The organism is Pedobacter agri (assembly GCF_032678665.1).
Taxonomy (GTDB): domain Bacteria; phylum Bacteroidota; class Bacteroidia; order Sphingobacteriales; family Sphingobacteriaceae; genus Pedobacter; species Pedobacter agri_A.
On record NZ_JAVTSH010000002.1, the window covers coordinates 456,127 to 477,919 of the forward strand.

Annotated in this window: 25 protein-coding genes; 13 read left to right on the forward strand and 12 right to left on the reverse strand. The window is 35.9% G+C overall.

From position 1 onward, the window contains the following. Positions 1–32: 32 nt before the first annotated feature. Positions 33–503 (forward strand): Lrp/AsnC family transcriptional regulator, encoded by a 471-nt coding sequence (locus R2Q70_RS05550; RefSeq protein WP_010602066.1) that lies wholly within the window; start codon positions 33–35, stop codon positions 501–503. 37 nt (positions 504–540) lie between these two features. Here R2Q70_RS05550 and R2Q70_RS05555 read toward each other — a convergent pair whose 3' ends face one another. From R2Q70_RS05555 to R2Q70_RS05570, 4 genes are all read right to left on the reverse strand, one after another. Then, the gene (locus tag R2Q70_RS05555) at positions 541–891 is read right to left on the reverse strand and encodes a GxxExxY protein (RefSeq protein WP_316806657.1); all 351 of its coding nucleotides are present in this window, start codon (positions 889–891) and stop codon (positions 541–543) included. A gap of 120 nt (positions 892–1,011) precedes the next feature. Then, positions 1,012–1,680 (reverse strand): alpha/beta hydrolase, encoded by a 669-nt coding sequence (locus tag R2Q70_RS05560; protein WP_316806658.1) that lies wholly within the window; start codon positions 1,678–1,680, stop codon positions 1,012–1,014. Then, positions 1,681–2,361, reverse strand: a complete 681-nt coding sequence (gene ung, locus R2Q70_RS05565) for a uracil-DNA glycosylase (RefSeq protein WP_316806659.1) — start codon at positions 2,359–2,361, stop codon at positions 1,681–1,683. 64 nt (positions 2,362–2,425) lie between these two features. Continuing rightward, on the reverse strand, positions 2,426–2,944 hold the full coding sequence (locus R2Q70_RS05570) for a TlpA family protein disulfide reductase (protein WP_316806660.1): 519 nt from the start codon (positions 2,942–2,944) through the stop codon (positions 2,426–2,428). A gap of 116 nt (positions 2,945–3,060) precedes the next feature. On the opposite strand from R2Q70_RS05570, the gene R2Q70_RS05575 reads away from it, so the two are divergent. The 3 genes from R2Q70_RS05575 (at position 3,061) to R2Q70_RS05585 (ending at position 5,797) form a co-directional block, all read left to right on the forward strand. Beyond that, positions 3,061–3,600 carry a DUF2892 domain-containing protein gene (locus R2Q70_RS05575; protein WP_010602061.1) on the forward strand — a complete coding sequence of 180 codons (540 nt, stop codon included), beginning with the start codon at positions 3,061–3,063 and terminating at the stop codon, positions 3,598–3,600. A gap of 149 nt (positions 3,601–3,749) precedes the next feature. After that, positions 3,750–4,997 carry a sodium:proton antiporter gene (locus R2Q70_RS05580; RefSeq protein ID WP_316806661.1) on the forward strand — a complete coding sequence of 416 codons (1,248 nt, stop codon included), beginning with the start codon at positions 3,750–3,752 and terminating at the stop codon, positions 4,995–4,997. 245 nt (positions 4,998–5,242) lie between these two features. After that, on the forward strand, positions 5,243–5,797 hold the full coding sequence (locus tag R2Q70_RS05585) for a pyridoxamine 5'-phosphate oxidase family protein (protein WP_010602059.1): 555 nt from the start codon (positions 5,243–5,245) through the stop codon (positions 5,795–5,797). A gap of 67 nt (positions 5,798–5,864) precedes the next feature. On the opposite strand, the gene R2Q70_RS05590 is transcribed toward R2Q70_RS05585, so the two are convergent. From R2Q70_RS05590 to R2Q70_RS05600, 3 genes are all read right to left on the reverse strand, one after another. Then, positions 5,865–6,077 carry a hypothetical protein gene (locus R2Q70_RS05590; protein WP_316806662.1) on the reverse strand — a complete coding sequence of 71 codons (213 nt, stop codon included), beginning with the start codon at positions 6,075–6,077 and terminating at the stop codon, positions 5,865–5,867. 101 nt (positions 6,078–6,178) lie between these two features. Beyond that, the gene (lysS, locus tag R2Q70_RS05595; RefSeq protein ID WP_316806663.1) at positions 6,179–7,888 is read right to left on the reverse strand and encodes a lysine--tRNA ligase; all 1,710 of its coding nucleotides are present in this window, start codon (positions 7,886–7,888) and stop codon (positions 6,179–6,181) included. Between the two features lie 421 nt (positions 7,889–8,309). After that, a complete protein-coding gene (locus R2Q70_RS05600) occupies positions 8,310–8,768 on the reverse strand; it encodes a MaoC family dehydratase (RefSeq protein ID WP_010602057.1) in 459 nt (152 codons plus the stop codon). Between the two features lie 149 nt (positions 8,769–8,917). Here R2Q70_RS05600 and R2Q70_RS05605 point away from each other — a divergent pair, with 149 nt between their 5' ends. Further along, entirely contained in the window at positions 8,918–9,430 is a 513-nt protein-coding gene (locus R2Q70_RS05605; protein ID WP_316806664.1) for a hypothetical protein, read from the forward strand. Positions 9,431–9,482: 52 nt separating this feature from the next. Here the strand turns inward: R2Q70_RS05605 and R2Q70_RS05610 are convergent, their stop codons facing one another. From R2Q70_RS05610 to R2Q70_RS05625, 4 genes are all read right to left on the reverse strand, one after another. Beyond that, entirely contained in the window at positions 9,483–11,399 is a 1,917-nt protein-coding gene (locus tag R2Q70_RS05610) for a long-chain fatty acid--CoA ligase (RefSeq protein ID WP_316806665.1), read from the reverse strand. Positions 11,400–11,689: 290 nt separating this feature from the next. Then, positions 11,690–12,016, reverse strand: coding sequence for a HesB/IscA family protein (locus R2Q70_RS05615; protein ID WP_010602055.1), 327 nt, complete (start codon positions 12,014–12,016; stop codon positions 11,690–11,692). A gap of 84 nt (positions 12,017–12,100) precedes the next feature. Then, complete coding sequence (iscU, locus tag R2Q70_RS05620) at positions 12,101–12,514, reverse strand: Fe-S cluster assembly scaffold IscU (RefSeq protein ID WP_010602054.1); 414 nt, start codon at positions 12,512–12,514, stop codon at positions 12,101–12,103. 225 nt (positions 12,515–12,739) lie between these two features. After that, entirely contained in the window at positions 12,740–13,951 is a 1,212-nt protein-coding gene (locus R2Q70_RS05625) for an IscS subfamily cysteine desulfurase (protein WP_316806666.1), read from the reverse strand. 119 nt (positions 13,952–14,070) lie between these two features. Between R2Q70_RS05625 and mce the strand changes: the two genes are divergently transcribed. The 8 genes from mce to R2Q70_RS05665 all read left to right on the forward strand — a co-directional run bounded on the left by mce (position 14,071) and on the right by R2Q70_RS05665 (position 20,419). Continuing rightward, positions 14,071–14,478 (forward strand): methylmalonyl-CoA epimerase, encoded by a 408-nt coding sequence (gene mce, locus R2Q70_RS05630; RefSeq protein ID WP_316806667.1) that lies wholly within the window; start codon positions 14,071–14,073, stop codon positions 14,476–14,478. A 236-nt stretch (positions 14,479–14,714) separates the two neighbouring features. Then, the gene (locus R2Q70_RS05635) at positions 14,715–15,002 is read left to right on the forward strand and encodes a hypothetical protein (RefSeq protein ID WP_316806668.1); all 288 of its coding nucleotides are present in this window, start codon (positions 14,715–14,717) and stop codon (positions 15,000–15,002) included. Between the two features lie 520 nt (positions 15,003–15,522). Then, positions 15,523–15,771: a type B 50S ribosomal protein L31 gene (locus tag R2Q70_RS05640; protein WP_025142617.1), complete on the forward strand. Its 249-nt coding sequence runs from the start codon at positions 15,523–15,525 to the stop codon at positions 15,769–15,771. Positions 15,772–15,843: 72 nt separating this feature from the next. After that, the gene (locus R2Q70_RS05645; RefSeq protein ID WP_316806669.1) at positions 15,844–17,016 is read left to right on the forward strand and encodes a putative sugar nucleotidyl transferase; all 1,173 of its coding nucleotides are present in this window, start codon (positions 15,844–15,846) and stop codon (positions 17,014–17,016) included. A gap of 48 nt (positions 17,017–17,064) precedes the next feature. Next, entirely contained in the window at positions 17,065–17,826 is a 762-nt protein-coding gene (gene tpiA / locus R2Q70_RS05650; RefSeq protein WP_316806670.1) for a triose-phosphate isomerase, read from the forward strand. Then, positions 17,827–18,666, forward strand: a complete 840-nt coding sequence (prmA, locus tag R2Q70_RS05655) for a 50S ribosomal protein L11 methyltransferase (protein ID WP_316806671.1) — start codon at positions 17,827–17,829, stop codon at positions 18,664–18,666. 80 nt (positions 18,667–18,746) lie between these two features. Then, positions 18,747–20,099, forward strand: a complete 1,353-nt coding sequence (locus R2Q70_RS05660) for a UDP-N-acetylmuramate--L-alanine ligase (RefSeq protein ID WP_316806672.1) — start codon at positions 18,747–18,749, stop codon at positions 20,097–20,099. Continuing rightward, positions 20,099–20,419, forward strand: a complete 321-nt coding sequence (locus tag R2Q70_RS05665) for a helix-turn-helix transcriptional regulator (protein WP_316806673.1) — start codon at positions 20,099–20,101, stop codon at positions 20,417–20,419. Before R2Q70_RS05660 ends, R2Q70_RS05665 begins: the two co-directional genes overlap by 1 nt. Positions 20,420–20,615: 196 nt before the next feature. Here R2Q70_RS05665 and R2Q70_RS05670 read toward each other — a convergent pair whose 3' ends face one another. Further along, entirely contained in the window at positions 20,616–21,734 is a 1,119-nt protein-coding gene (locus R2Q70_RS05670) for a GNAT family N-acetyltransferase (RefSeq protein ID WP_316806674.1), read from the reverse strand. Positions 21,735–21,793: the final 59 nt, after the last annotated feature.

Below are 21,793 nucleotides of genomic sequence, written 5' to 3' on the forward strand. Positions count from 1 at the left end.
TATGTTTGTGTTCTCAATACCTTTGAATTTATATGGCATCAGAATTAGATAAAATTGATTTTAAAATTTTAAGAATCTTACAAGAGAACGGTAGAATTACCAACTTGCTTTTATCACAAGAAATAGGATTGTCGCCAGCGCCAACATTAGAACGTGTTCGTAAACTGGAAATGGCAGGTTACATCAAAAGTTATCATGCTTTAGTAGATGAAGAAAAATTAGGACTGGGAATTAAAACATTCATCCAGATTCAGCTAGATTTCCATAAAAACAATACCATTCAAATCTTCTTAGATGAGGTTAATCAGATTAAAGAAATCACTGAATGTCATCATGTAACCGGTCAGGCAGATTTTCTGCTTAAAGTTTATGTGAAAGATATAAAATCATACGAACGTTTAATTATGGAGAAAATAAGCAAAATTTCTGTGGTTAAGACTTTTCAGACCATGATGATTATGTCGACTACGAAAAAAGAACCTATTGTTCCTTTGGAGTATTAATTGCTTTAACCACCTAAGAAACTATAGAACATCTTAGTCAGTTGTTATAATTGTACATAAATTCGCTAACAAAGGATTTTTTTCCATTCTGTACAATATTAGTACAGTTGAAATTTATTATCAATCCTTTGGGTGCCTTAAACAGTTTCATGTAGGTTAATATCTGAGCTTCATGTATGGGATGTATTTTCTCAACTGATTTTATTTCTAAAAGTAGACAGTTTTCAATATATAAATCTGCTCGTAACGCTGTATCGAGTAGTACATCTTTGTAAGTGAATAGGACGGGTTGTTCTGAAGAATAATGGATATTTTGTAGCTGCAGTTCTCGTATAAGACATTTGTGATATATACTTTCCAATAGGCCTGGACCTAAATTTTTGTGCACCTCTATGCAGGCTCCTGTAACTCTATTACTCTAAATTATCAATAAAGGATTTGTTTTTCATAAAAATCATCTAAAATGTTATGTTATCGGGGATGATTTTTTGGACTTTACTTAGATGTTCTAAGATGTCTTAGATGGTAAATTCAAATGTAAACTATTAATAATTCCTGAGATTTCTCCTGCATTTTGATAAACCATAAAATGTGTTCCATTTTTGATTACGAAATCGGGCTTAGCTGATTTTGAGTATAAAATTCTATCATTTGTGCCATGGATGTGGTATAGAGAATTTGGCCTAACGCTATTTCTCCAGCTTAAAATACTGCCGATAGCCCATTTTAAAAATCGAGAGTCAGTATCAGCTATAATTTTGCGAAGCAACTGCTTTTCACTGTGTGATTTTGTGCCAAAAAAGAAATTTTGGGTAAGCGAATTTGATGATTTGATCAACCAGGAAGGAATTAATTTGACTAACTGAAGTTTACCAGCAAAGCGATAAAGCAAGGGTAAATCTTGGCTGTACAGCGTACTGGATATGATAATGGTACACCGAGGCGCTATAAGTTTAGAGATTTCAACTGCAATCATTCCTCCAAAAGAGACGCCTACAAGTATAAAATCATTTGAAACATCAATTATAGAACTCAACCTTTTAGCGTAATTGCGTAGCGATTCATTTTTGATAGGGACAATCCATTCGATGTGAATGACTTCAATTTGAGGATCAAGTTTCAATTTCGAAAATATCCTTTTGTCAGCACCTAAGCCGCTAATAAAATAAGCTTTCATCTAAGCCGGCAAATTCCAATCGATAGGTGCAAGGTTATTCTGGATCAATAACTGATTAGCTTTAGAGAAATGTTTGGACCCAAAGAAACCACTATATGCCGAGAATGGAGATGGGTGTGCCGCGGTTAGCACATAATGTTTTTTCTGATCAATTAGCGTCGCCTTTTGTTGTGCATACTTTCCCCATAGCAAGAATACCAGATGTTCTCTCTTGGTTGATAGTGCTTTAATAATTTCATCGGTGAAAATTTCCCAGCCATGGTTTTGATGTGATGCTGCTTCTGAAGCGCGAACAGTTAATGTAGCATTCAAAAGCAGCACACCTTGTTCCGCCCAGTGTGTTAAATGGCCATGGTTTGGCGTTTTAAAACCTTCAATGTCCGTCTCCAGTTCTTTATAAATGTTTTTTAAAGATGGAGGTACTGCTACACCACGCTGAACGGAGAAAGATAATCCATGTGCCTGACCAGCACCATGATATGGATCTTGACCGAGAATAACAACTTTAACCTGATCAAACGGAGTAGTATTTAGCGCATTAAAAATATCAGCACCTTTTGGATAAACCGTGGCGCCGTTTTGTTTCTCTTCCTGTAAAAAAGCCTTTAGGCTTTTCATATAATCTTTCTCGAATTCGTCTTGTAAAACGGCTAACCAACCTGGTTCTAATGCAGCTGACATAATTAATTTTATTATGGATTTAGTTAAAGGTATTAGCTATTAACTTGTGAGCACGAAAAAATGTTTACGATTTCTTTTGGTAGATGGCTAAAAGATCTCCCTCAAGGGTTGTTTTCGGATGTTCCACAATTCTGCCCAGTTCTTTTCCTTTTTTATCATACACAATAAACGTAGGTACACGCTGAATGTTTAAGCCATCAATAATACCATTTTCAGCTTTTTTGGCTCCATCTACCGCAATAATTTCAACATTCTTTTCTTTGAACTGAAGGTTATCTAACACTTTGAAAAAGTTCGGAACGTTTACTTTGCTATCGCCGCACCAGGTTCCGAACACAATTTTAATTTTCTCTTTTTTAACCAGTTTTTTTAATTCAATCATTGTTGCAGCATCAGGAACATAAGCTGCATAAAGTGGATCGTACATTTCCTTAAATTCAGGAAAAGTAGTTATGCCTTCTCTGGTACAGACATTAATTAAAACATCTTTATTTCTGGCCTGATCGTGAATTTTTTTATTTAGTTCTTGTGCAGAAACACTCATGGCGATTGCGATTAAGGTGATTGATAAGAGGATTTTCATATTAAATAGATGAATTGTTTAACCTGTGAAATTTTTAATGAAATTATTATTTTAAAATCTAATTTCTGCCATTTAAAAACGATATTTGCAAAAAAAAATAATTAGAATAAATTTTTATGCCAAATATTATCAGATTAATTGCGGGGTTTGCTTTACTGGGTGGCGCAGTTGCTTTATTTGTTTTCGGTTTCTGGCCTTGGGGAATTGTGGCCATCTTATTAGGATTAATTGTGTTGGTTACATATTTCTTTAACGAGAATATGCTTTTAGCACAATGGTTTCTTAGAAAAGATAATATGCCTAAAGCAAAAGCTTATTTAGATAGAATAACAAATTACGAGAAACAGTTAATTAAAGTGCAGCATGGCTATTATAACTTACTTGTTGGTTTAATAGAGAGTAGAACTGCACCTTTAAAATCGGAAAAATATTTTAAAACTGCACTTAACTTAGGAATGCAAATGGAACATAATGTTGCGCTTGCCAAGTTAAGTTTAGCAGGTATTGCAATGGCAAAACGCAACAAGCGTGAAGCAACGATGTATCTTGCTGAAGCTAAAAAAGCAGATAAAAATAAACTACTTGCCGATCAAATTAAACAAATGAAAGATCAGATGGGCATGATGGACAAGCAACAGCAAGTTCGTTACAGATAGGATAAGATTAATAAGAGTATAAAAAAGCCGGGCATTCCCGGCTTTTTTTATGTAAACGTATCTCGTATTTAAGTAATAATCTAAAATTTAATTTAGGCTAGTCGAAATTTTTAGGTATTTTGGGAATTTACTGATCCTTTAAACTATTTATGGAATTATATTATTCATTCTCCGTTCTCATCGTACTTGCTTCATTTTTTTCTTACCTCAATCTGCGATATCTAAAACTACCTTCTACTATTGGAATCATGATTATTGCCATGTTAAGCTCCATCGTTCTGGTGTTTACAGGTAGTTTATTCCCCAAAACTTTTGATCATTTCTCTACGCTGCTTCAAGATGTTGATTTCACAGAAGTATTGATGGGCGCTATGCTAAATTTTCTGTTATTTGCGGGTGCCATTCATATTAACCTGGTCGATTTGAGAGAACAAAGGGCACCAGTAATTATTTTCTCGACTGTAAGTGTGGTTATTTCAACTTTTGCGGTTGGTGCCTTAGTGTTTTACATTACGCCGTTGTTTGGCTTTCAGATACCTTTTATCTACGCTTTGTTATTTGGTGCGTTAATTTCTCCAACTGATCCTATTGCGGTGATGGGTGTTTTAAAAGATGCAAATGTTAAAAAATCGTTGGAAACCAAGGTTGCAGGTGAATCGCTGTTTAACGATGGTGTTGCGGTAGTGATTTTCGCTGTAATCCTTCAACTGGCGCAAGGCAGTGATATTGATGTAAGTTTTACCAATATTTCCTGGTTACTCATTAAAGAAGCGCTTGGCGGCTTTTTGCTAGGAACACTTTTAGGTATAGGTGCCTCAAACGCTATGCGGAAAATTGATGACTACAAAGTTTCTGTTTTGATTACTTTATCGGTGGTAATGGGTGGTTACCTGATTGCTCATTCCATTCATATTTCTGGTCCGCTAACGATGGTTGCAGCGGGGATAGTAATTGGTAATTATGGTAAACGTACGGCTATGTCGGCAGTGACCAAAGATTACCTGAATAAATTTTGGGAATTAATTGATGAGATTTTAAATGCAATCTTATTTCTATTCATTGGTTTCGAGTTATTAATTATCCATAACATTACCGATTACTGGTTGATTGGAATCTGCTGCATTCTCATCGTACTTTTTTCCCGGTTCCTGTCAATTTATATTCCTGTAAAGCTAATTCCTTTTAAAAATAAATTTAGCAGTGGCACTATAAAAGTTTTGGTTTGGGGAGGCTTACGTGGCGGTGTTTCTATTGCGCTCGTATTATCAATGGATGAAGGCCCATACAAACCTTTACTGGTTGGAATTACTTATTTTGTGGTTGTGTTCTCTATCATTGTTCAGGGCCTAACTGTTGGCAAGCTGGCTAAAAAGGTTCTTTCTGTAGAAGAGGTTTAGCGTTCAGCTGTACAATAATTCACAGTTTGTTTAGATAGGCTTTTTGCTTTATAAGCACAGGTTTATGTGTATAAACCTGATAGAACGGCTATACTTTTTGTTGCAGTAACATTAAATTGGTTGAGTTACACACCCAAAAAGATAGTAGTGATAGCAGGGCTGACTTTAAGATGAGCAGCAGCTTGCTTTTCAAAATATTAAAACCAAAATGGATTTGCTTTTGTAGTATTTAGAAAATCTACATTATGGCAACATCACAAGAAGGAAGTACTAACAATACTCAGGAAGAAGACAATATTAAAGATTTAGGTGGCAACGACGCCATTGAAAAACTGCGTGATTTAGCAGGAAAAGCAGAAAGTTGCTTTTTTTGCACCAATATTAAAACCGGGGTACCATTATCAGTTAGGCCTATGGCTATTCAACAGGTTGATGATGAAGGTAATATTTGGTTTATGAGCATGAAAGATAGCCATAAAAATGACGAAATTTCTTCGGATCCATTTACGCATTTACTTTTCCAGGCGGGTGCACATTCTGGCTTTGTAAATATTTACGGCATTTCGGAAATCAGCAGGGATCAGGCTAAGATTGATGAATTGTGGAGTCCTTTTATTAAAACCTGGTTTCAGGGTGGAAAGGAAGATCCAAACATTACTCTGATTAAAGTAATTCCATCTGAAGGTTATTATTGGGATACTAAAAATGGAACTGCCGTAGCTTTCCTTAAAATGGCAGCTTCAGTAATTACCGGAAAGACAATGGATGATTCGGTTGAGGGAACGCTGGATATTGATTAGTAAGTTAAAAGTTAAAAGTTAAAAGTTAAAGGTATGGACTCACAACCCGTAACTGATAACTTTTAACTTACTTATCTTTCAAACTGTCGTATCCTTCCAGTTCTTCTCTTTGAGATCTTTTGCTGAGGATATCATCTTCTTCAACCTGAGCTCTGGAGAAAAACAATGCTTCGGCCTGGATTCTTTTGATCAATTGACGCACTAGGGTTAAATCAAATGCATCTTTACTTAATTTGATGCAGTATTCTCTTTCGTTAATTTCTAAACTTGAAGTATTCATAGGTAATTGTATTTATTTTCAATTACCGTAAATATAGAAAAGGCTTGCTAAAAAATTGTTAGCAAGCCTTTTAAGTTTATGTTATGTTTTTGTTAACCGATCTATTTATGCGACAGGAATAAACCATCATCTGTTTTAGATACTTTCAGAATTCCCTTACCAGTTAAAGCCTTCAATGTGGTATCCCACTTTTTGTTGCTCCAGTCTGTTAGCTTAGCTTTTACATCTGTTAAAAGTAATTGTTCGCCTTCGGTTACCAACGCAAATAATTCTGTTTCTTCAGCTGTTAGTTCAATTTTCTTTTTCTCCGGGCGCATTTGCGGGAAGAATAATACTTCCTGAATGGTGCTTTGGTTGGTCATTAACATCACAATTCTATCAATACCAAAACCTAAACCTGAAGTAGGAGGCATACCATATTCTAAAGCACGAACGAAATCATCATCCATTGCCATTGCCTCTGCATCACCGCGGTCAGCCAATTTAAGCTGATCTTCGAAACGCTCTTTTTGGTCGATTGGATCATTCAGTTCTGAATATGCGTTACCAATCTCTTTACCATTCACAAATATTTCGAAACGTTCTACCAAACCTTCTGAAGAACGGTGTTTTTTAGCTAACGGTGTCATTTCGATTGGATAATCTGTAATGAAAGTCGGCTGAATTAGATTGGCTTCAACTTTTTCACTAAAAATTTCATCAACCAATTTACCGCGACCCATTGTTGAATCGGTTTCAATTCCTAATGATGTACAGGTTTCAATCAATTGTTCTTCGGTCATTGCCGAAACATCAATTCCAGTGTATTTTTCAATTGAGCCATACATAGTTAATTTTTCGTAAGGACCTTCGAAATTGATTTCGTTTTCGCCAACTTTAACTACAGCAGAACCGTTGGTTGCAATGGCTACTTTCTCCAAACATTCTTCCACCATCGCCATCATCCAGATATAATCTTTATAGGCTACATATATCTCCATGGAAGTATATTCCGGATTGTGCGTACGGTCCATGCCCTCGTTACGGAACATTTTACCGAATTCATAAACACCATCGAAGCCTGCCACAATTAAACGTTTTAAATATAACTCATTTGCAATGCGCAAATAAAGTGGCATATCTAATGTATTATGATGCGTGGCAAACGGACGGGCAGCTGCACCACCGTGAATGGGTTGTAGGATAGGGGTTTCCACTTCCATCCAGCCCTGGTTATCAAAGTAATTACGCATGCTATTAATTACTTTGCTACGTTTAATAAAGATTTGTTTGTAATCTGGATTAACCGTTAAATCTACATAACGCATTCTGTAACGCAATTCCGGATTAGTAAACCCATCATATACATTGCCTTCATCATCGCGTTTAACAATTGGAAGGGGACGAAGAGATTTTGCTAGAACTTTAAACTCAGTAACGTGAATAGAAATTTCACCGGTTTGTGTTGTAAAAACATATCCTTTAATTCCAATGAAATCTCCAATATCTAAAAGCTTTTTAAATACGGTATTGTATAATGTTTTGTCTTCGCCTGGGCAAAGTTCATCTCTTTTTAAATAAACCTGAATACGAGCAGTAGAATCCTGAATTTCGGCAAAAGATGCAGCTCCCATGATATTTCTACCCATGATACGACCAGCCAAACTCACCGTCTTATAAGCCGTTTTATCCTTTTCGTAATTTTCTAAAATATCTGCGGCACTTACATTTACTTCATAAGATTCTGCAGGGTAAGGCTCAATGCCTAATTCGCGTAACTGTTTTAGCGACTCACGTCGTAATATTTCTTGTTCTGATAATCCTATACTCATTTCAGGTATTTTTTGCAAAAGTAAGAATTTTGCAAGTGGTTTAATAATTGTTTTTGCCCTTAATAAGGAGCTAAATTAAATTATTGAATGTGGGAATGAATTCTCTCAATTTTAATCTTCTTCTTCATATCGGGGGAAAAACAATAGTAGTATGAAATATGCTATAATAGGGCTTGTAAATATTGCTAGTAAAAGCGAACCTCCAAATCCTAAATATGTATTGCTCCCGTAATCTGCAACAGCCCAGTAAAAATAAATAATGATGGAGCAGATTAATAGTCCAAGAACTATTACTATGATTTCGGGTATTCCTATCATTGAGAGCATATATTTTTATTAGGGATGAAAATTATAGGGCTATAGCTTAAAATATGAAAACTGTACTAAAAAGCGTTGATCAGCAGTATTAATGCTATAACATTTATTTAAAGTGATAAAGAAAAACCACATTTCCGGTATAAGCGGTTTTTGTTTGACCTTTTATATCAAGATTAGCCTCGATAACCACTTTTGTAATTCCCCGCAAATCTGAAATGGCTATGAGTTTGGCTCTTAACTGTACCTCATCATCCACCAACACGGGTTTGTTAAATTTGAATTTTTCAATTCCATAGTTTACTTCCATCTTCACGTTTTGGATGTCGGCAATTTGTTTCCACAAATAAGGGATAAGCGATAAGGTTAGATAACCGTGAGCAATGGTTGAGCCGAAAGGCCCCGTGGATTTGGCTTTCTCCTGATCACAATGAATCCACTGAAAATCTAAAGTGGCTTCCGCAAATTTGTCTATTTGCTCCTGATTGATTTTATGCCATTGAGAGGCACCAATTTCTTTGTCCAAATATGATTTGTACTCTTCAAAACTATTAATTATTACCATAAGCTTAATCCCAGCCTCGCTCCGTTTATGAAGGCTACTTTATTGCCGAACTTTATACCTGACTTAATTCTGACAGTTGGAAGGTAACTAAATTTTAAAGATTTTAAAGAAAATTTAATTTTTAAGAGGTTTAATTTATATTATTGAAGATGAAATCTAAACTAATACTTTTAGGCTTATTAATGCTATCGCTTAATCTCCACGCTCAATCTGGCAGTCGAAAAGAAATAGCTTCATATATCAATAAAATCCTTAATCAGGGTTTGAACATAAAATTTACTGATAATAACAAGCGCTCCCCATTTAATTATATTAGATTTGTAGAGCGGAAAGGTGTGGTTATTTTAGGTTTTTGCGAATCAGATAATTCTAGTGATATCCGTGGACTACTATATCAATTTAACCCTGCTGATATTTTATCTTTTGAAAAGGTGTCAGAGATTCGATCAAATCCCATGGCTATATTGCGATTAACTTTTCCAGGTAAATCCGTTAAGTATAGCTATTCTTGGAGAATAAAGAAAAGCCGGGATTGGTTTTTTATGTTGACAGAATGCGTTGAAATTCCATATTTATCAATTGATGAATTGCAATATGATAATTTAGTTCAGGCCTTCAAAAATCTTCAGATTGATTACAGAAATACTAGAAATAAAAGATAGTCATAAGGAAATGATTTGTATAATTATTTTCTGATTGTAATTAACAACGGCATTAAGATTCTGCTTCAACGCCCTCTTCGTACATTTCATTGATTGCATCAGTATATTTTTTCTCTACAACCCGGCGCTTTACTTTCATCGTTGGCGTGATTTCTCCTTCATCAATGCTGAATGGATTACGTTTAATTTTGAAATTTTTAATGCGCTCAAACTTGGCCAGTTCGTTAGAGATTTTTTTGATGTCTTGTTCTATCCAATCGATAATTTCTTGTTCACGAATAAAAGGATCGGTATTTTCAAAAAAAGATGCTTTGAGTTTGAAAGTCTCTTCTAAAGTTTCTCTGTTTGGGATAATGATCGCGGTGATAAATTCACGTTTATCGCCAATTAAAAATAACTGATCTATTTTCGGACTTTTTAAATAAATATTTTCTACCGGTGTTGGATAAACATTTTTGCCATAGGCATTCACGATCATGTTTTTCAAACGATCGGTAATTTGGAGATTTCCTTTGTAAAAGCGGCCAATATCTCCGGTATGAAACCACATGTCTTTGTCAATGGCTTCAGCAGTTTCAGTAGGTTTGTTAAAATATCCTTTCATTACACAATGCCCGCGAACAATTACTTCACCTTCAGCGCATTCAAATTCTTCATTGAACGTATCGTGGGTTTGAATATTAATCATTTCTTTTGTTTCCACATCCTGGATTCCAACTTCAATTCCTGGAATAACACGTCCGACTGTTCCGTAAACTTGCCTGTGGTATTCCGTAACCGACATTACCGGAGAGGTTTCAGTTAAACCAAAACCCTCAAGAATTTTAATTCCTAAGTCGCCAAAAAACTCACCTACATTTTTAGGAAGCGCTGCTCCTCCGGAAATCATAAACTTTAATCGGCCGCCCGTTTTTTCTTTAATTTTACTAAATACCAGTTTTTCGGCAATGGCTTTTTTAACGCCTAAGATCAATCCAGGATTTTCACCCGCTTCTTTTGCAATACGATATTTATTTCCTGTTTCTAAAGCCCAGGTAAATATTTTGGCTTTGGTTCCGCCACCCGCTGTTCCCGATTTTATGGCTTTATCGTGAATGCGCTCCAATAATCGTGGTACGCAGCTCATCACCGTCGGACGAACTTCGCTCATGTTTTTAGCTAAAAGCTCTAAACTTTGTGCAAAAGCAATTTTACAGCCTTGAGCGCAGCAAACATGGTAGGTTGCAGTACGTTCAAAAACATGTGATAAAGGCAAAAATGATAAGAAAGTTTCCGTTTGATCTATTACTGGGATTTGCTGCAGGCAAACCTCAACATTCTTCACAAAATTACGGTGGGTTAGCATTACACCTTTTGGCGTTCCGGTGGTTCCTGATGTATAAATCAGTGAAGAAACATCATTCGGTGAAACTAAACTTCTGCATTGATCAATCTCCGCCCGTTCAGCGGCAGTAACCTGATGTTTAAGTGCTAATATATCAGCGAAGGCAATAATTTCAATGTCTAAATCTGCGGGCACATTTACTTTTTCGAAATCTTTGAAAGCCGGAATGATATATTGTAACTCTTTACAATTCGAAGCAACTTTGAGCACTTTGCGATAAAGAAAATTATTTCCTACAAGAATTCCTTTTATACCTGAATCATTAATAATATAAGCAACTTCCTGCTCTGATAAAGTTGGATATATGGAAACATTAATCACACCGATTTGCTGAATGCCCTGATCATAATAAACATATTCCGGAGAATTTTCGATCATTAAACCCAATCGGTCTCCTTTTTTAATCCCTTTTTCCAGAAAAAATGCAGAAACCGCATCAGCTCTTTTCAGGGTATCTTCAAATGAAATTTCAGCCCATTCTGCCCCTTGTTTGTGAATTAAAAAAGTTTCTTCAGGTTTGTGAATGTTTTTTACAACATTTCTCAACAGGGTAGGGACGGTTGAAAATTCGTTAATTAATGGCATTGCTCTTTATTTGGTGTTCGTTATAATTAACAATAATAATGCTTTTTGGTTTAAAATTACAAATTGATGTTTGTTGGATTTTAATCGTAGTAATATTTCCCGCAGATTTAAAAGGATAAGAAACGCAGATTTAAGCAGATTTATCGACGTTGCGAGGCACGAAGCAATGAAGTATTGATAAAAAGAACTTGAATTGACGGAACAGCGTTTATTTGCCAGAAATAAAAAATAGCCTAAAAAGGAAAAGGCTTCGAGATTTTCGAAGCCTTTAAATATTTTTTAAATGATCTTTAAACGGAGAAACTTTCACCGCAACCGCAACTTCGACTGGCATTTGGATTGATGAAGTTAAAACCTTTACCATTTAATCCATCAGTAAAATCTAACTCAGTTCCTGCCAGATAAAGGAAAGATTTCATATCCAATGCGATTCTGATTCCTCGATCTTCAAAAAACTGATCGCCTTTTTGCTCTTCATTATCAAAATCTAAGTTATAGGATAATCCAGAACAACCGCCGCCTTTTACAGAAACACGTAAGAAGTAATCAGCACCCATTTCTGAATCCTGCATTAAATGAACGATTTTTTCTTTTGCTTTATCTGTTATTGTAATCATGATAATTTACGATTTTAGATTTACGATTTTAGATTAAAGACAAATTGCAGATCGTAATTTGTCAATCTAAACTCAAAATTCTGTCTAGTGGTGCGATTTTTCCAAAACAATTGCTTCCAAACCATTTTTAACGCGGTAATCGTTAATGGCAGATTTAATTGCATCTTCTGCTAACACCGAGCAGTGAATTTTTACCGGAGGTAAAGCCAATTCTTCAACAATATCCATATTGTCGATTGATAAAGCCTCATCAATCGTTTTTCCTTTTAACCACTCTGTAGCTAAAGAAGAAGAAGCGATCGCCGAACCACAACCAAATGTTTTAAATTTAGCATCAGTGATTACGTTATCTTCACTAACTTCAATTTGTAAACGCATTACGTCGCCACACTCAGGTGCACCAACTAATCCGGTTCCTACAAATTTGCTGTCTTTATTTAATGTACCTACGTTACGTGGGTTATTGTAATGGTCAATTACTTTTTCTGAATATGCCATGATTTTATTTCTTTATATCCCTATCGGGATGATTATAATTTTTGTTGTATGTTACGAGTTATGAGTTACAAGTCATGTGTTTCAACCCTAAAGCGCTCTCACCAAAACTTTTAATTTTTTCCCTTTGCTACAGATTGTAAATCAGTGATTTTAAACGTATCGTTTAAGCTCCCAAACTTATAACTTTCAACCTATAACTTTTAACACATTAATTTGCTTTGCAAATTAATGTTCTGCCCACTCAATTTTACTCAAGTCAATTCCTTCTTTAAACATTTCCCAAAGTGGAGAAAGTTCTCTTAAGTGATTAACCGCTTTTTGAGTAACCGCAATGGCCTGGTCAATTTCTTCTTCCGTAGTAAATCTTCCTAAACCGTAACGGATAGAAGAGTGTGCTAAATCATCAGATAAACCTAAGCTTTTCAAAACATATGATGGTTCTAATGAAGCCGAAGTACAAGCTGAACCTGAAGATACAGCTAAGTCGCTCATAGCCATCATTAAACCTTCACCTTCAACATATTTAAAAGAGATATTTGCTACGTGTGGTAAACGGTGTTGTGTATTACCATTAACATAACTCTCTTCCATTTTGTTTAAAGTCGATTCTAACTTATCACGCAAAGCTGATAAACGAATAGTTTCACTTTCCATCTCTAAACGGCAAAGTTCGCAAGCTTTACCTAATCCAACAATACCAGGAACGTTCAAAGTACCAGAACGCATTCCACGCTCATGGCCACCGCCATCCATTTGTGAAGTAACTTTAACTCTTGGGTTTTTTCTACGTACGTAAAGCGCACCAACGCCTTTCGGACCATACATTTTGTGTGCCGAAAAAGCCATCAAGTCAATTCCATCTGCATTTACATCCACCGGAATTTTACCAACCGCCTGTGTAGCATCAGTCATAAACAAAGCGCCATGTTTGTGTGCAATAGCCGAAATTTCTTTAACCGGTTGAATCACGCCAATTTCGTTGTTGCCGTACATGATCGATACTAAGATCGTTTCAGGTGTCATTGCAGCTTCTAATTCAGCCAAATCAATTAAACCATCTTCTTTAACACCTAAGTAGGTCACTCTTGCACCGTTTTTTTCAAGGTGTTTACAAGTATCTAATACTGCTTTATGTTCAGTAACCGCGGTAATAATGTGGTTACCTTTATCTTTATACATTTCAAACACACCTTTAATCGCTAAGTTATCAGCTTCAGTTGCGCCTGATGTAAAAATTACTTCTTTTTCAGTACAGCCGATTAATTTGGCTACCTGCTCACGAGCATAATCTACTCCCTCTTCAGCCACCCATCCAAAAGCGTGATTACGGCTTGCGGCATTTCCAAATTTCTCAGTAAAGTAAGGTAGCATCGCTTCCAACACTCTAGGGTCTAAAGGTGTTGTTGCGTTATTATCTAAATATATCGGCTGTTTCATCTCCATTCTGTTAATTATGATTACAAAGATACAAAAAAAGTTTTCTAACAATTATAATTAATCACTATGAGGTTATAGAGAAAACACGCATTTTTACATTCAACCAACCTTTCAAAAAGATGAATAAGATAGAACATATCGGAATTGCCGTAAACAGCCTCAATAAGTCTGTTCCGCTCTACGAAATTTTATTGAATACCTCATGTTACAAAACCGAAATTGTAGCTTCAGAACATGTAAGTACCGCATTTTTGAAAACCGGTGAAAATAAAATAGAATTGTTAGAAGCTACATCTGAAGATAGCGCAATAGCGAAGTTTTTAACCAAAAAAGGAGAGGGGATTCATCATATTGCTTTTGCTGTAGATAATATTCTGGAAGAAATGGAGCGACTAAAAGCCAATGGTTTTACCCTTTTAAATGAGGTGCCAAAAAAAGGTTCAGATAATAAAATGGTTTGCTTTGTACATCCCAAAGAAACAAACGGCGTATTGATAGAACTCTGCCAGGAGATTAAGTGGGTTTAGGTGAATGAAGTGGAATGGGAAATTGAAAATAGGGAATGTAGCATAGATAATTGAAGAGTTGTTAATTTTGTAATGATTCTTTTTTATTTGAAAATGAAGGGTTCAGCTTCTCATCGCTTTGTAAAGTCCTGCTATCCACTTTATCCCGAGAAATTCGGGATGCTCGTTTCTATCAGGTTTATCTCACTTTGTTTGGTGTTTTATGGCAAAACCACAAACCGTATTAAAATTTAATTGTGAACACTATTAATTCTCTTGTAAAAATTATCAGCAATGATTTCGACATTCCAAATGAAATTAACGAAAATCAACTGCGGGAAGCCATGATAGATGCTTTTGCCTATCTCATTGATCATGATTTCCCTAAACTTATTCAAATCCTTTACAAAGCCGATGTAGACCAATACAAGCTGAAAGAATTATTGGAAACAACTGAAGGCAAAAGTTCTGCAGAAGTTATTGCTGATGCTTACCTCGCAAGGCAAAAGGCAAAAATAGCAACCTGGGCGAAATACTCTAAATAATAAACTTGTGAGTAAAACGGATGATTAATATTTAAATAATGATTTTCGCCAGTTAATACCTCGTATTTGTCATTTTAGGCTTTGGCATAGGCGAGTAGTGTTGCTGAAATAAGCAAAGCTGGTAAAGGTTAACACTTAAAACACTGATAACACAAGTGGTTACTATGTTTAGAAATATCCGCTAGAGGTTTGGTTAATGTTAATAATGCAAATGACGAAAGCTTATTTATTAACGAAGGGAAGGCGTTTGTTATCATTGATACCGATCAGGTTCGAAGGCAATTTTAATGTTTAAAATATTTATTCAAGTTGCTTGTAAATCAAAAATAAAATTAGGATATTTGCATCCTCTAAAATAGAGGTAGAAAAGACTAATAGAAAATGTCATAAGCGTTGTTGCCAGCAAATTGCAAAAATGTTCTTGATGCTTTCACACAAATGACTTAAAATAATATTCAAATGAAACCATCGAAGCACTAGCGAGATAGCTTCATCACAATTAAAAGAAAATAAAAACACGATGAAAAAAGATTTGCACCCTACTAGCTACAGACCAGTTGTTTTCAAAGACATGTCTAACGAATATGCTTTCTTAACAAAATCTTGCGTAGATACTAAAGAAACTATTAAATGGGAAGATGGTAATGAGTATCCTCTTTATAAATTAGAGATTTCTCATACTTCACACCCTTTCTATACTGGTAAAATGAAATTGGTTGATACTGCAGGACGTATTGATAAATTTAAAAACCGTTACGCTAAGAAATAATTTTAGCTGTAAAAAGCATTTTTTAAAGTCCCTTTGCCAAAAGCATCGGGACTTTTTTTATTTTTGCTGCTTATGATAATCAATCTATTTGATGATACTTGCTGGGCGTCTCTTCGTCCGCTAACGTTTACAAGGCCTGTTGCTGATTTACGTGTTGGTATTTTAACAATTGCTGAAAAATGGGCAAAATATTTAAACGCCGATTTCGGTTTTAACACTCAAGATTATCTCTCGATAAAATACGCTCCAAAATCAAACGCAGAATTATTTATCAACGGTGCCATATGTCCTGATCAGGAATTGCTTACTGCTATTTCTGGACTGCAAACAGGAGAAGTTCTTTTATCTGGCGATGATGTAATTGCTTACGCATGTAGTGAAAGTTTAACATATGAACAAGCTAAACAACAACTCAGGCCAATTAATTATCCAAGTAATTTTCTAAAAATCATTTATCCTGAAAACATTTTTACGCATAATCCTGCTGAAATAAGGAAAGATTTTGAACTTTTAACAAAAGGACGTACATCGGCCCAAATTAGTAACACTAACCAGTTGTTAGGCGACGATATCTTTTTCGAAGAAGGTGCAAAAGCCGAATGTAGTGTGTTAAACAGCGGTTATGGACCAATCTACGTGGGTAAAAATGCCGAAATTTGGGAGGGAAGTTTAATACGTGGATCTTTTGCACTTTGCGAAAACTCATCTATTAAAATGGGCGCAAAAATTTATTCAGGTACAACCATTGGCCCTAACAGTCGTGCCGGTGGCGAAATTAATAATTCGGTAATTTGGGGCAATTCGGCTAAAGGTCATGATGGCTATTTAGGCAATTCGGTATTGGGTGAGTGGTGTAATATTGGTGCAGATACCAATAACTCAAATTTAAAAAACAACTATGCCGAGGTTAAGCTTTATAATTATGAAAGCAAAAACATGCGTAATACGAACTTGCAGTTTTGCGGCTTAGTGATGGCTGATCATGCGAAATCTGGTATCAATACCATGTTTAATACAGGAAGTATTGTTGGGGTAAGCGCCAATATTTTTGGTGGAGGCTTACCACCAAACCACATTCCAGATTTCAGCTGGGGTGGTGCTGATGGTTTCGAACATTACAAACTGGATAAAATGTTCGAAACAACAGCAAAAGTTTTCGCAAGAAAAAACAGGGCTTTTGAAGATACCGAAAAGGAAATTTTAACTAAAGTTTTTGAATTAACAGCTCCACACAGAAACTTTTAATTTTAACCTTGATTTGAAAAAATCATCAAACCAATAAAATAAAATACAATGAGAAAACAAATCGTAGCAGGAAACTGGAAAATGAATTTAGACTATAACGAAGGCGTTTCGTTATTCAGTGAGATTGTAAATATGGTTAAAGATGAGCGCAAAGGCAATCAACTGGCTATCATTTGTTCTCCGTTTATCCACTTAAATAGTTTGGCTAAATTAGGTGGAAACGACGTGAAAATTGGTGCTCAAAATATCAGTGACAAAGAAAGTGGTGCTTTTACTGGCGAAACTTCGGCTAAAATGGTTAAATCTGTAGGTGCTGAATATGTAATTTTAGGGCATTCGGAGCGCAGACAATATTTTGCAGAAAGTGATGCTTTATTGGCAGAAAAAACTAAAGTTGCTTTGGCACATGGTTTAACACCGATTTTTTGTATCGGAGAAACATTAGATGAACGTGAAAACGGAAGTTATTTTGAAGTATTAAAAAAACAATTGGTAGAAGGTGTATTTGGTTTAAGCGATACTGACTTTTCGAAAATTGTAATTGCCTACGAACCAGTTTGGGCTATTGGAACAGGTTTAACGGCATCGCCAGAGCAGGCTCAGGATATTCATGCTTTTATCCGCTCGGAAATTGAAGCAAATTATGGTTTCAACATTGCTGATGATACTACAATTCTTTACGGTGGTAGCTGTAATCCTGGTAATGCTGCTAGTTTATTTGCCCAAAAAGATATTGATGGCGGCCTGATTGGTGGTGCATCATTAAAATCTCGTGATTTTACAGATATTATTAAAGCCTTAAATAGCTAAATGCAATATATAAAAGCAGTATTTACATTCGAAAATATTGAAGATTATCAGCAAGATTTATTGATTAGTGATCTTGCTGATTTAGGTTTTGATACTTTTGAAGACAGTGAAAATGGTTTCACGGCATTCATCATCAAAGATAATTTCATCGAGCAGGAATTAAAAGGTTTACTTTTTCGCTATGCGGATGATTTTGCTTGTGATTATCTTTTAGAAGATGTAGCAGATGAAAACTGGAATGCTGAATGGGAAAAAAACTTCAGTCCGCTGGTTATTGATGACGTTTGTTACGTTCGGGCAACCTTTCATGAACCACAACCATCTTTTCCATATGAGATAGTAATCGACCCGAAAATGTCGTTCGGCACCGGTCACCATCAAACCACTACCATGATGATGCAGTATATTTTAGCTGCAGATTTAAAAGATAAAGCAGTTTTGGATATGGGCTGTGGAACGGCGATTCTTGCCATTTTGGCGGCTAAACTAGGCGCTAAAAGTTTGGTGGCAATCGATTACGATGATGTTTGTTATGAAAGTACCATAGAGAATGCTGCATTAAATCATGTAACCAATCTGAAAGCGCTCTGCGGAAGTAAAGAAGCCATTCCTGATGAAGAATACGATGTGATTTTTGCAAACATTAACCGGAATATTCTATTGGATCAGATTCATCGCTATGCGGAAGTTTTGAAGCCTGAAGGAAAAATATTCTTTAGTGGATTCTATCTTGATCCTGATTTAGGAATGATCACTGCAGAATGTGCTAAATATGGTATCAAATATCTTGATCACAAGCAAAATGGAGACTGGGTTGCCGCTCAGTTTGAGAAAAAATAGTAGTGAGTTTTGAATGAGTGAATGATTGGATCAAACGTCATTCACTCATTCTTTCATTCTCAATTCAATCATTTATAAATATGCGCATACATTTTATTGCGATTGGCGGAAGTGCGATGCACAATTTAGCCATTGCATTACATAAAAAGGGTTATCAAATTACAGGATCTGATGATGTGATTTTTGAACCAGCTAAATCTCGTTTAGATAAATATGGCTTATTGCCGTCGGAAATGGGATGGGATGCAGAACGAATTACTACAGATCTGGATGCCATAATTTTAGGCATGCATGCCCGCACTGATAATCCAGAATTGTTAAAGGCACAAGAACTGGGTGTAAAAATCTATTCATATCCCGAATATATTTACGAGCAAAGCAAGAATAAATTAAGAGTTGTTATTGGTGGTAGCCACGGTAAAACAACCATTACCAGCATGATTTTGCATGTGCTAAACTATTATAACCGCGATTTTGATTATTTAGTTGGAGCGCAATTGGCAGGGTTCGAAACGATGGTTAAGGTTACAGCAGAAGCGCCGGTCATGATTATTGAAGGAGATGAATACCTTTCTTCTCCAATTGACAGAAGACCTAAATTTCATCTTTATAAAGCCAATGTTGCAGTGATCAGTGGTATTGCCTGGGATCATATTAACGTTTTTCCGACCTATTCCGATTACACTTCACAATTCGATAAATTTATCGATACCATCACAGAAGATGGCGTATTGATTTATTGCAAAGCCGATAATGATTTAAACGAGATTGTTGAACATTCTACAGCAAGGATAAATAAAATAGGTTATGCCATTCCTGATCATGAAATTGATAAGGGCATCACTTATTTATTGCCAGAAAAAACAGCTTTAAAAATATTTGGCGATCATAATCTGATGAACTTAAATGCGGCCAAATTGGTTTGTGCACAACTGGATATCAGCGCAGTCGATTTCGATACTGCAATTGCCTCGTTTACTGGCGCTGCCAAACGTTTAGAGGTAATCTCCGCTGATGAATCAACAAATGTTTACAAAGATTTCGCCCACTCTCCATCGAAATTAAAGGCTACGATCGATGCTGTTAAATCGCAATTTGCTGATAGAAAACTTACAGCTTGCATTGAATTACACACTTTTAGCAGCTTAAATAAAGACTTTCTGCAGGAATATTCCGGTTCAATGGATAAGGCCGACAATGCAATAGTTTTTATCGATTTAAAAAGCTTTGAACAAAAAAGAATGGAGCCCTTTTCAGAGGCTGATGTTCGTGATGCCTTTGCTAATCCAAACTTAAAATTCTTCAACGATGCATCCGAACTAAAAGCATACTTGCTGAGTTTAAATTACCAGAATACAAACTTATTAATGATGAGTTCTGGTAATTATGCAGGTTTTGATTTGCCTAAGTTAGCAGCCTCTTTGAAAAAATAATGAAAAGCATTGGTGATCATATTAAGAAGTGTAGGGTAGAAGCAGGTTTGAGTCAGGCTGATGTAGCGAAACTTCTCGAAATTTCCACCCCAGCATTTTGTAAAATAGAAACAGGCCAAACCGATTTAAACATTTCCAGATTACTCCAAATAGCTAAATTATTTAAAATTTCGGCGGCAGAATTAATTACAGGAATTGCTGCCGGACCTGAATCTTCAGAAGATACAACAGGTTTAAAACAACAGCTTCTGGAAAAAGATGAAGAGCTCAATAAACTTCGCAAAAAGGTTATTGAGCTTTATGATAAATTGGGGATGTAGCGGCAGGAGCAAAGAGCAAAGAGCAAGGAACAAAGAGCAAGGAGCAAAGAGCAAGGGGCAAAGAACAAAGAGCAAGGAGCAAAGAATAAGGAGCAAAGAGCAAGGAACAAGGATAAAAGAGCAAAGATAAATCATAAAAGAATAACGGATTTACCTTTCTAGATTTTGAATCTTTATTCCTTGCTCGGTATTCCTATTAAAAAACCTTTCTCATTGTTAAATGCTTTTTGCCGAATGTGGCGCCTGTTGCTTTATGGATGGCAAGCATCTGCTCATTAAAATCACCTACCCAGCTTAATTCCAACTCCTTATATTGGTTTTTCGGCAATACATATTCGCCCAACCTGATGAATAAAACCGATTCTAAGCCGTGCTTTTGAAATTTAGGTTTAGTGCCCATTACAATGGCCCGCATGCGGGTTACACCAACCCAGCGGCGATAGGCAAACCTCAACTTTTCTATCAGGCCGAGCTTACCATCAAACCCTTTAATCATTTGGTTCGCGTCAGGAATTAATACCACGAATGAAGCGGGTTCTCCATTAAAATAGGCAAACTGAATCAAATGTTCATCCATGATCGGTTCCATGCTTTTGAAACTCTCCTGTAAAGTTTCTTTTTTTATCGGAACAAAATTTTCGAAATTCTGCCAGCCATCGTTATAAATTTCCATTAAATCATCAATGTACTTTTCCGAATTGGCCTTGCTAAAATATTCGAAAGTGTAACCCGGTTTATTTCTAACCCAGTTGGCAATTTTGGTAAAACGTTCAGGAAACGGGATGGTTAAATTGATGTGGTTGGTTAATTGTTCATATTCGGTTACGAAACCATATGCATCAAAGAATTTCTGGTAATAAGGAAAATTGTAATTCATTCCGAAAGACGGCGGCGTAAAACCTTCAACCAGCAATCCCCAAAAAGAATCATTTTCACCAAAATTTATCGGTCCATCCATTGCTTTCATGCCGTTTTCAGAGAGCCATTTTTTTGCGGTATCAAATAGTAGAAATGCGGCTTTTTCGTCATCAATGCATTCGAAAAAACCTATCCCGCCAGTTGGCTGGTCATAATTAAATGCCTTTTTCTCGTTGATGAAAGCAGCGACACGACCAATCAGATTCCCCGCATCGTCTTTTAAAACCCATCGGGTGCACTTGCCATGATTAAAGAAATTGTTTTTCTCAGGATTGAAAACATTTTCAACTTCACTATCTAAAGGACATATCCAGTTTTTATCGTTTTTATAAAGAATTTTTGGAACTGACAGGAAATCCTTTTCTAGTGATGGAGTGCTTACTGGTATAACTTGCATGGGCAGATTTTAAAATTAAAAAGCATCCTACCAAGCGGAGGGATGCTTCTTCAAATATA

Bases quoted from the DNA above. Each gene is read 5' to 3' on its own strand.
- R2Q70_RS05625 (WP_316806666.1), bottom strand. From the start codon at position 13,951: ATGAAACAGCCGATATATTTAGATAATAACGCAACAACACCTTTAGAC.
- R2Q70_RS05640 (WP_025142617.1), top strand. From the start codon at position 15,523: ATGAAAAAAGATTTGCACCCTACTAGCTACAGACCAGTTGTTTTCAAA.
- ung (WP_316806659.1), bottom strand. From the start codon at position 2,361: ATGTCAGCTGCATTAGAACCAGGTTGGTTAGCCGTTTTACAAGACGAA.
- R2Q70_RS05645 (WP_316806669.1), top strand. From the start codon at position 15,844: ATGATAATCAATCTATTTGATGATACTTGCTGGGCGTCTCTTCGTCCG.
- R2Q70_RS05660 (WP_316806672.1), top strand. From the start codon at position 18,747: ATGCGCATACATTTTATTGCGATTGGCGGAAGTGCGATGCACAATTTA.
- R2Q70_RS05560 (WP_316806658.1), bottom strand. From the start codon at position 1,680: ATGAAAGCTTATTTTATTAGCGGCTTAGGTGCTGACAAAAGGATATTT.
- lysS (WP_316806663.1), bottom strand. From the start codon at position 7,888: ATGAGTATAGGATTATCAGAACAAGAAATATTACGACGTGAGTCGCTA.
- R2Q70_RS05580 (WP_316806661.1), top strand. From the start codon at position 3,750: ATGGAATTATATTATTCATTCTCCGTTCTCATCGTACTTGCTTCATTT.
- R2Q70_RS05670 (WP_316806674.1), bottom strand. From the start codon at position 21,734: ATGCAAGTTATACCAGTAAGCACTCCATCACTAGAAAAGGATTTCCTG.
- R2Q70_RS05605 (WP_316806664.1), top strand. From the start codon at position 8,918: ATGAAATCTAAACTAATACTTTTAGGCTTATTAATGCTATCGCTTAAT.
- iscU (WP_010602054.1), bottom strand. From the start codon at position 12,514: ATGGCATATTCAGAAAAAGTAATTGACCATTACAATAACCCACGTAAC.
- R2Q70_RS05550 (WP_010602066.1), top strand. From the start codon at position 33: ATGGCATCAGAATTAGATAAAATTGATTTTAAAATTTTAAGAATCTTA.
- R2Q70_RS05600 (WP_010602057.1), bottom strand. From the start codon at position 8,768: ATGGTAATAATTAATAGTTTTGAAGAGTACAAATCATATTTGGACAAA.
- R2Q70_RS05570 (WP_316806660.1), bottom strand. From the start codon at position 2,944: ATGAAAATCCTCTTATCAATCACCTTAATCGCAATCGCCATGAGTGTT.
- R2Q70_RS05575 (WP_010602061.1), top strand. From the start codon at position 3,061: ATGCCAAATATTATCAGATTAATTGCGGGGTTTGCTTTACTGGGTGGC.
- R2Q70_RS05665 (WP_316806673.1), top strand. From the start codon at position 20,099: ATGAAAAGCATTGGTGATCATATTAAGAAGTGTAGGGTAGAAGCAGGT.
- R2Q70_RS05615 (WP_010602055.1), bottom strand. From the start codon at position 12,016: ATGATTACAATAACAGATAAAGCAAAAGAAAAAATCGTTCATTTAATG.
- mce (WP_316806667.1), top strand. From the start codon at position 14,071: ATGAATAAGATAGAACATATCGGAATTGCCGTAAACAGCCTCAATAAG.
- R2Q70_RS05590 (WP_316806662.1), bottom strand. From the start codon at position 6,077: ATGAATACTTCAAGTTTAGAAATTAACGAAAGAGAATACTGCATCAAA.
- prmA (WP_316806671.1), top strand. From the start codon at position 17,827: ATGCAATATATAAAAGCAGTATTTACATTCGAAAATATTGAAGATTAT.
- R2Q70_RS05610 (WP_316806665.1), bottom strand. From the start codon at position 11,399: ATGCCATTAATTAACGAATTTTCAACCGTCCCTACCCTGTTGAGAAAT.
- tpiA (WP_316806670.1), top strand. From the start codon at position 17,065: ATGAGAAAACAAATCGTAGCAGGAAACTGGAAAATGAATTTAGACTAT.
- R2Q70_RS05585 (WP_010602059.1), top strand. From the start codon at position 5,243: ATGGCAACATCACAAGAAGGAAGTACTAACAATACTCAGGAAGAAGAC.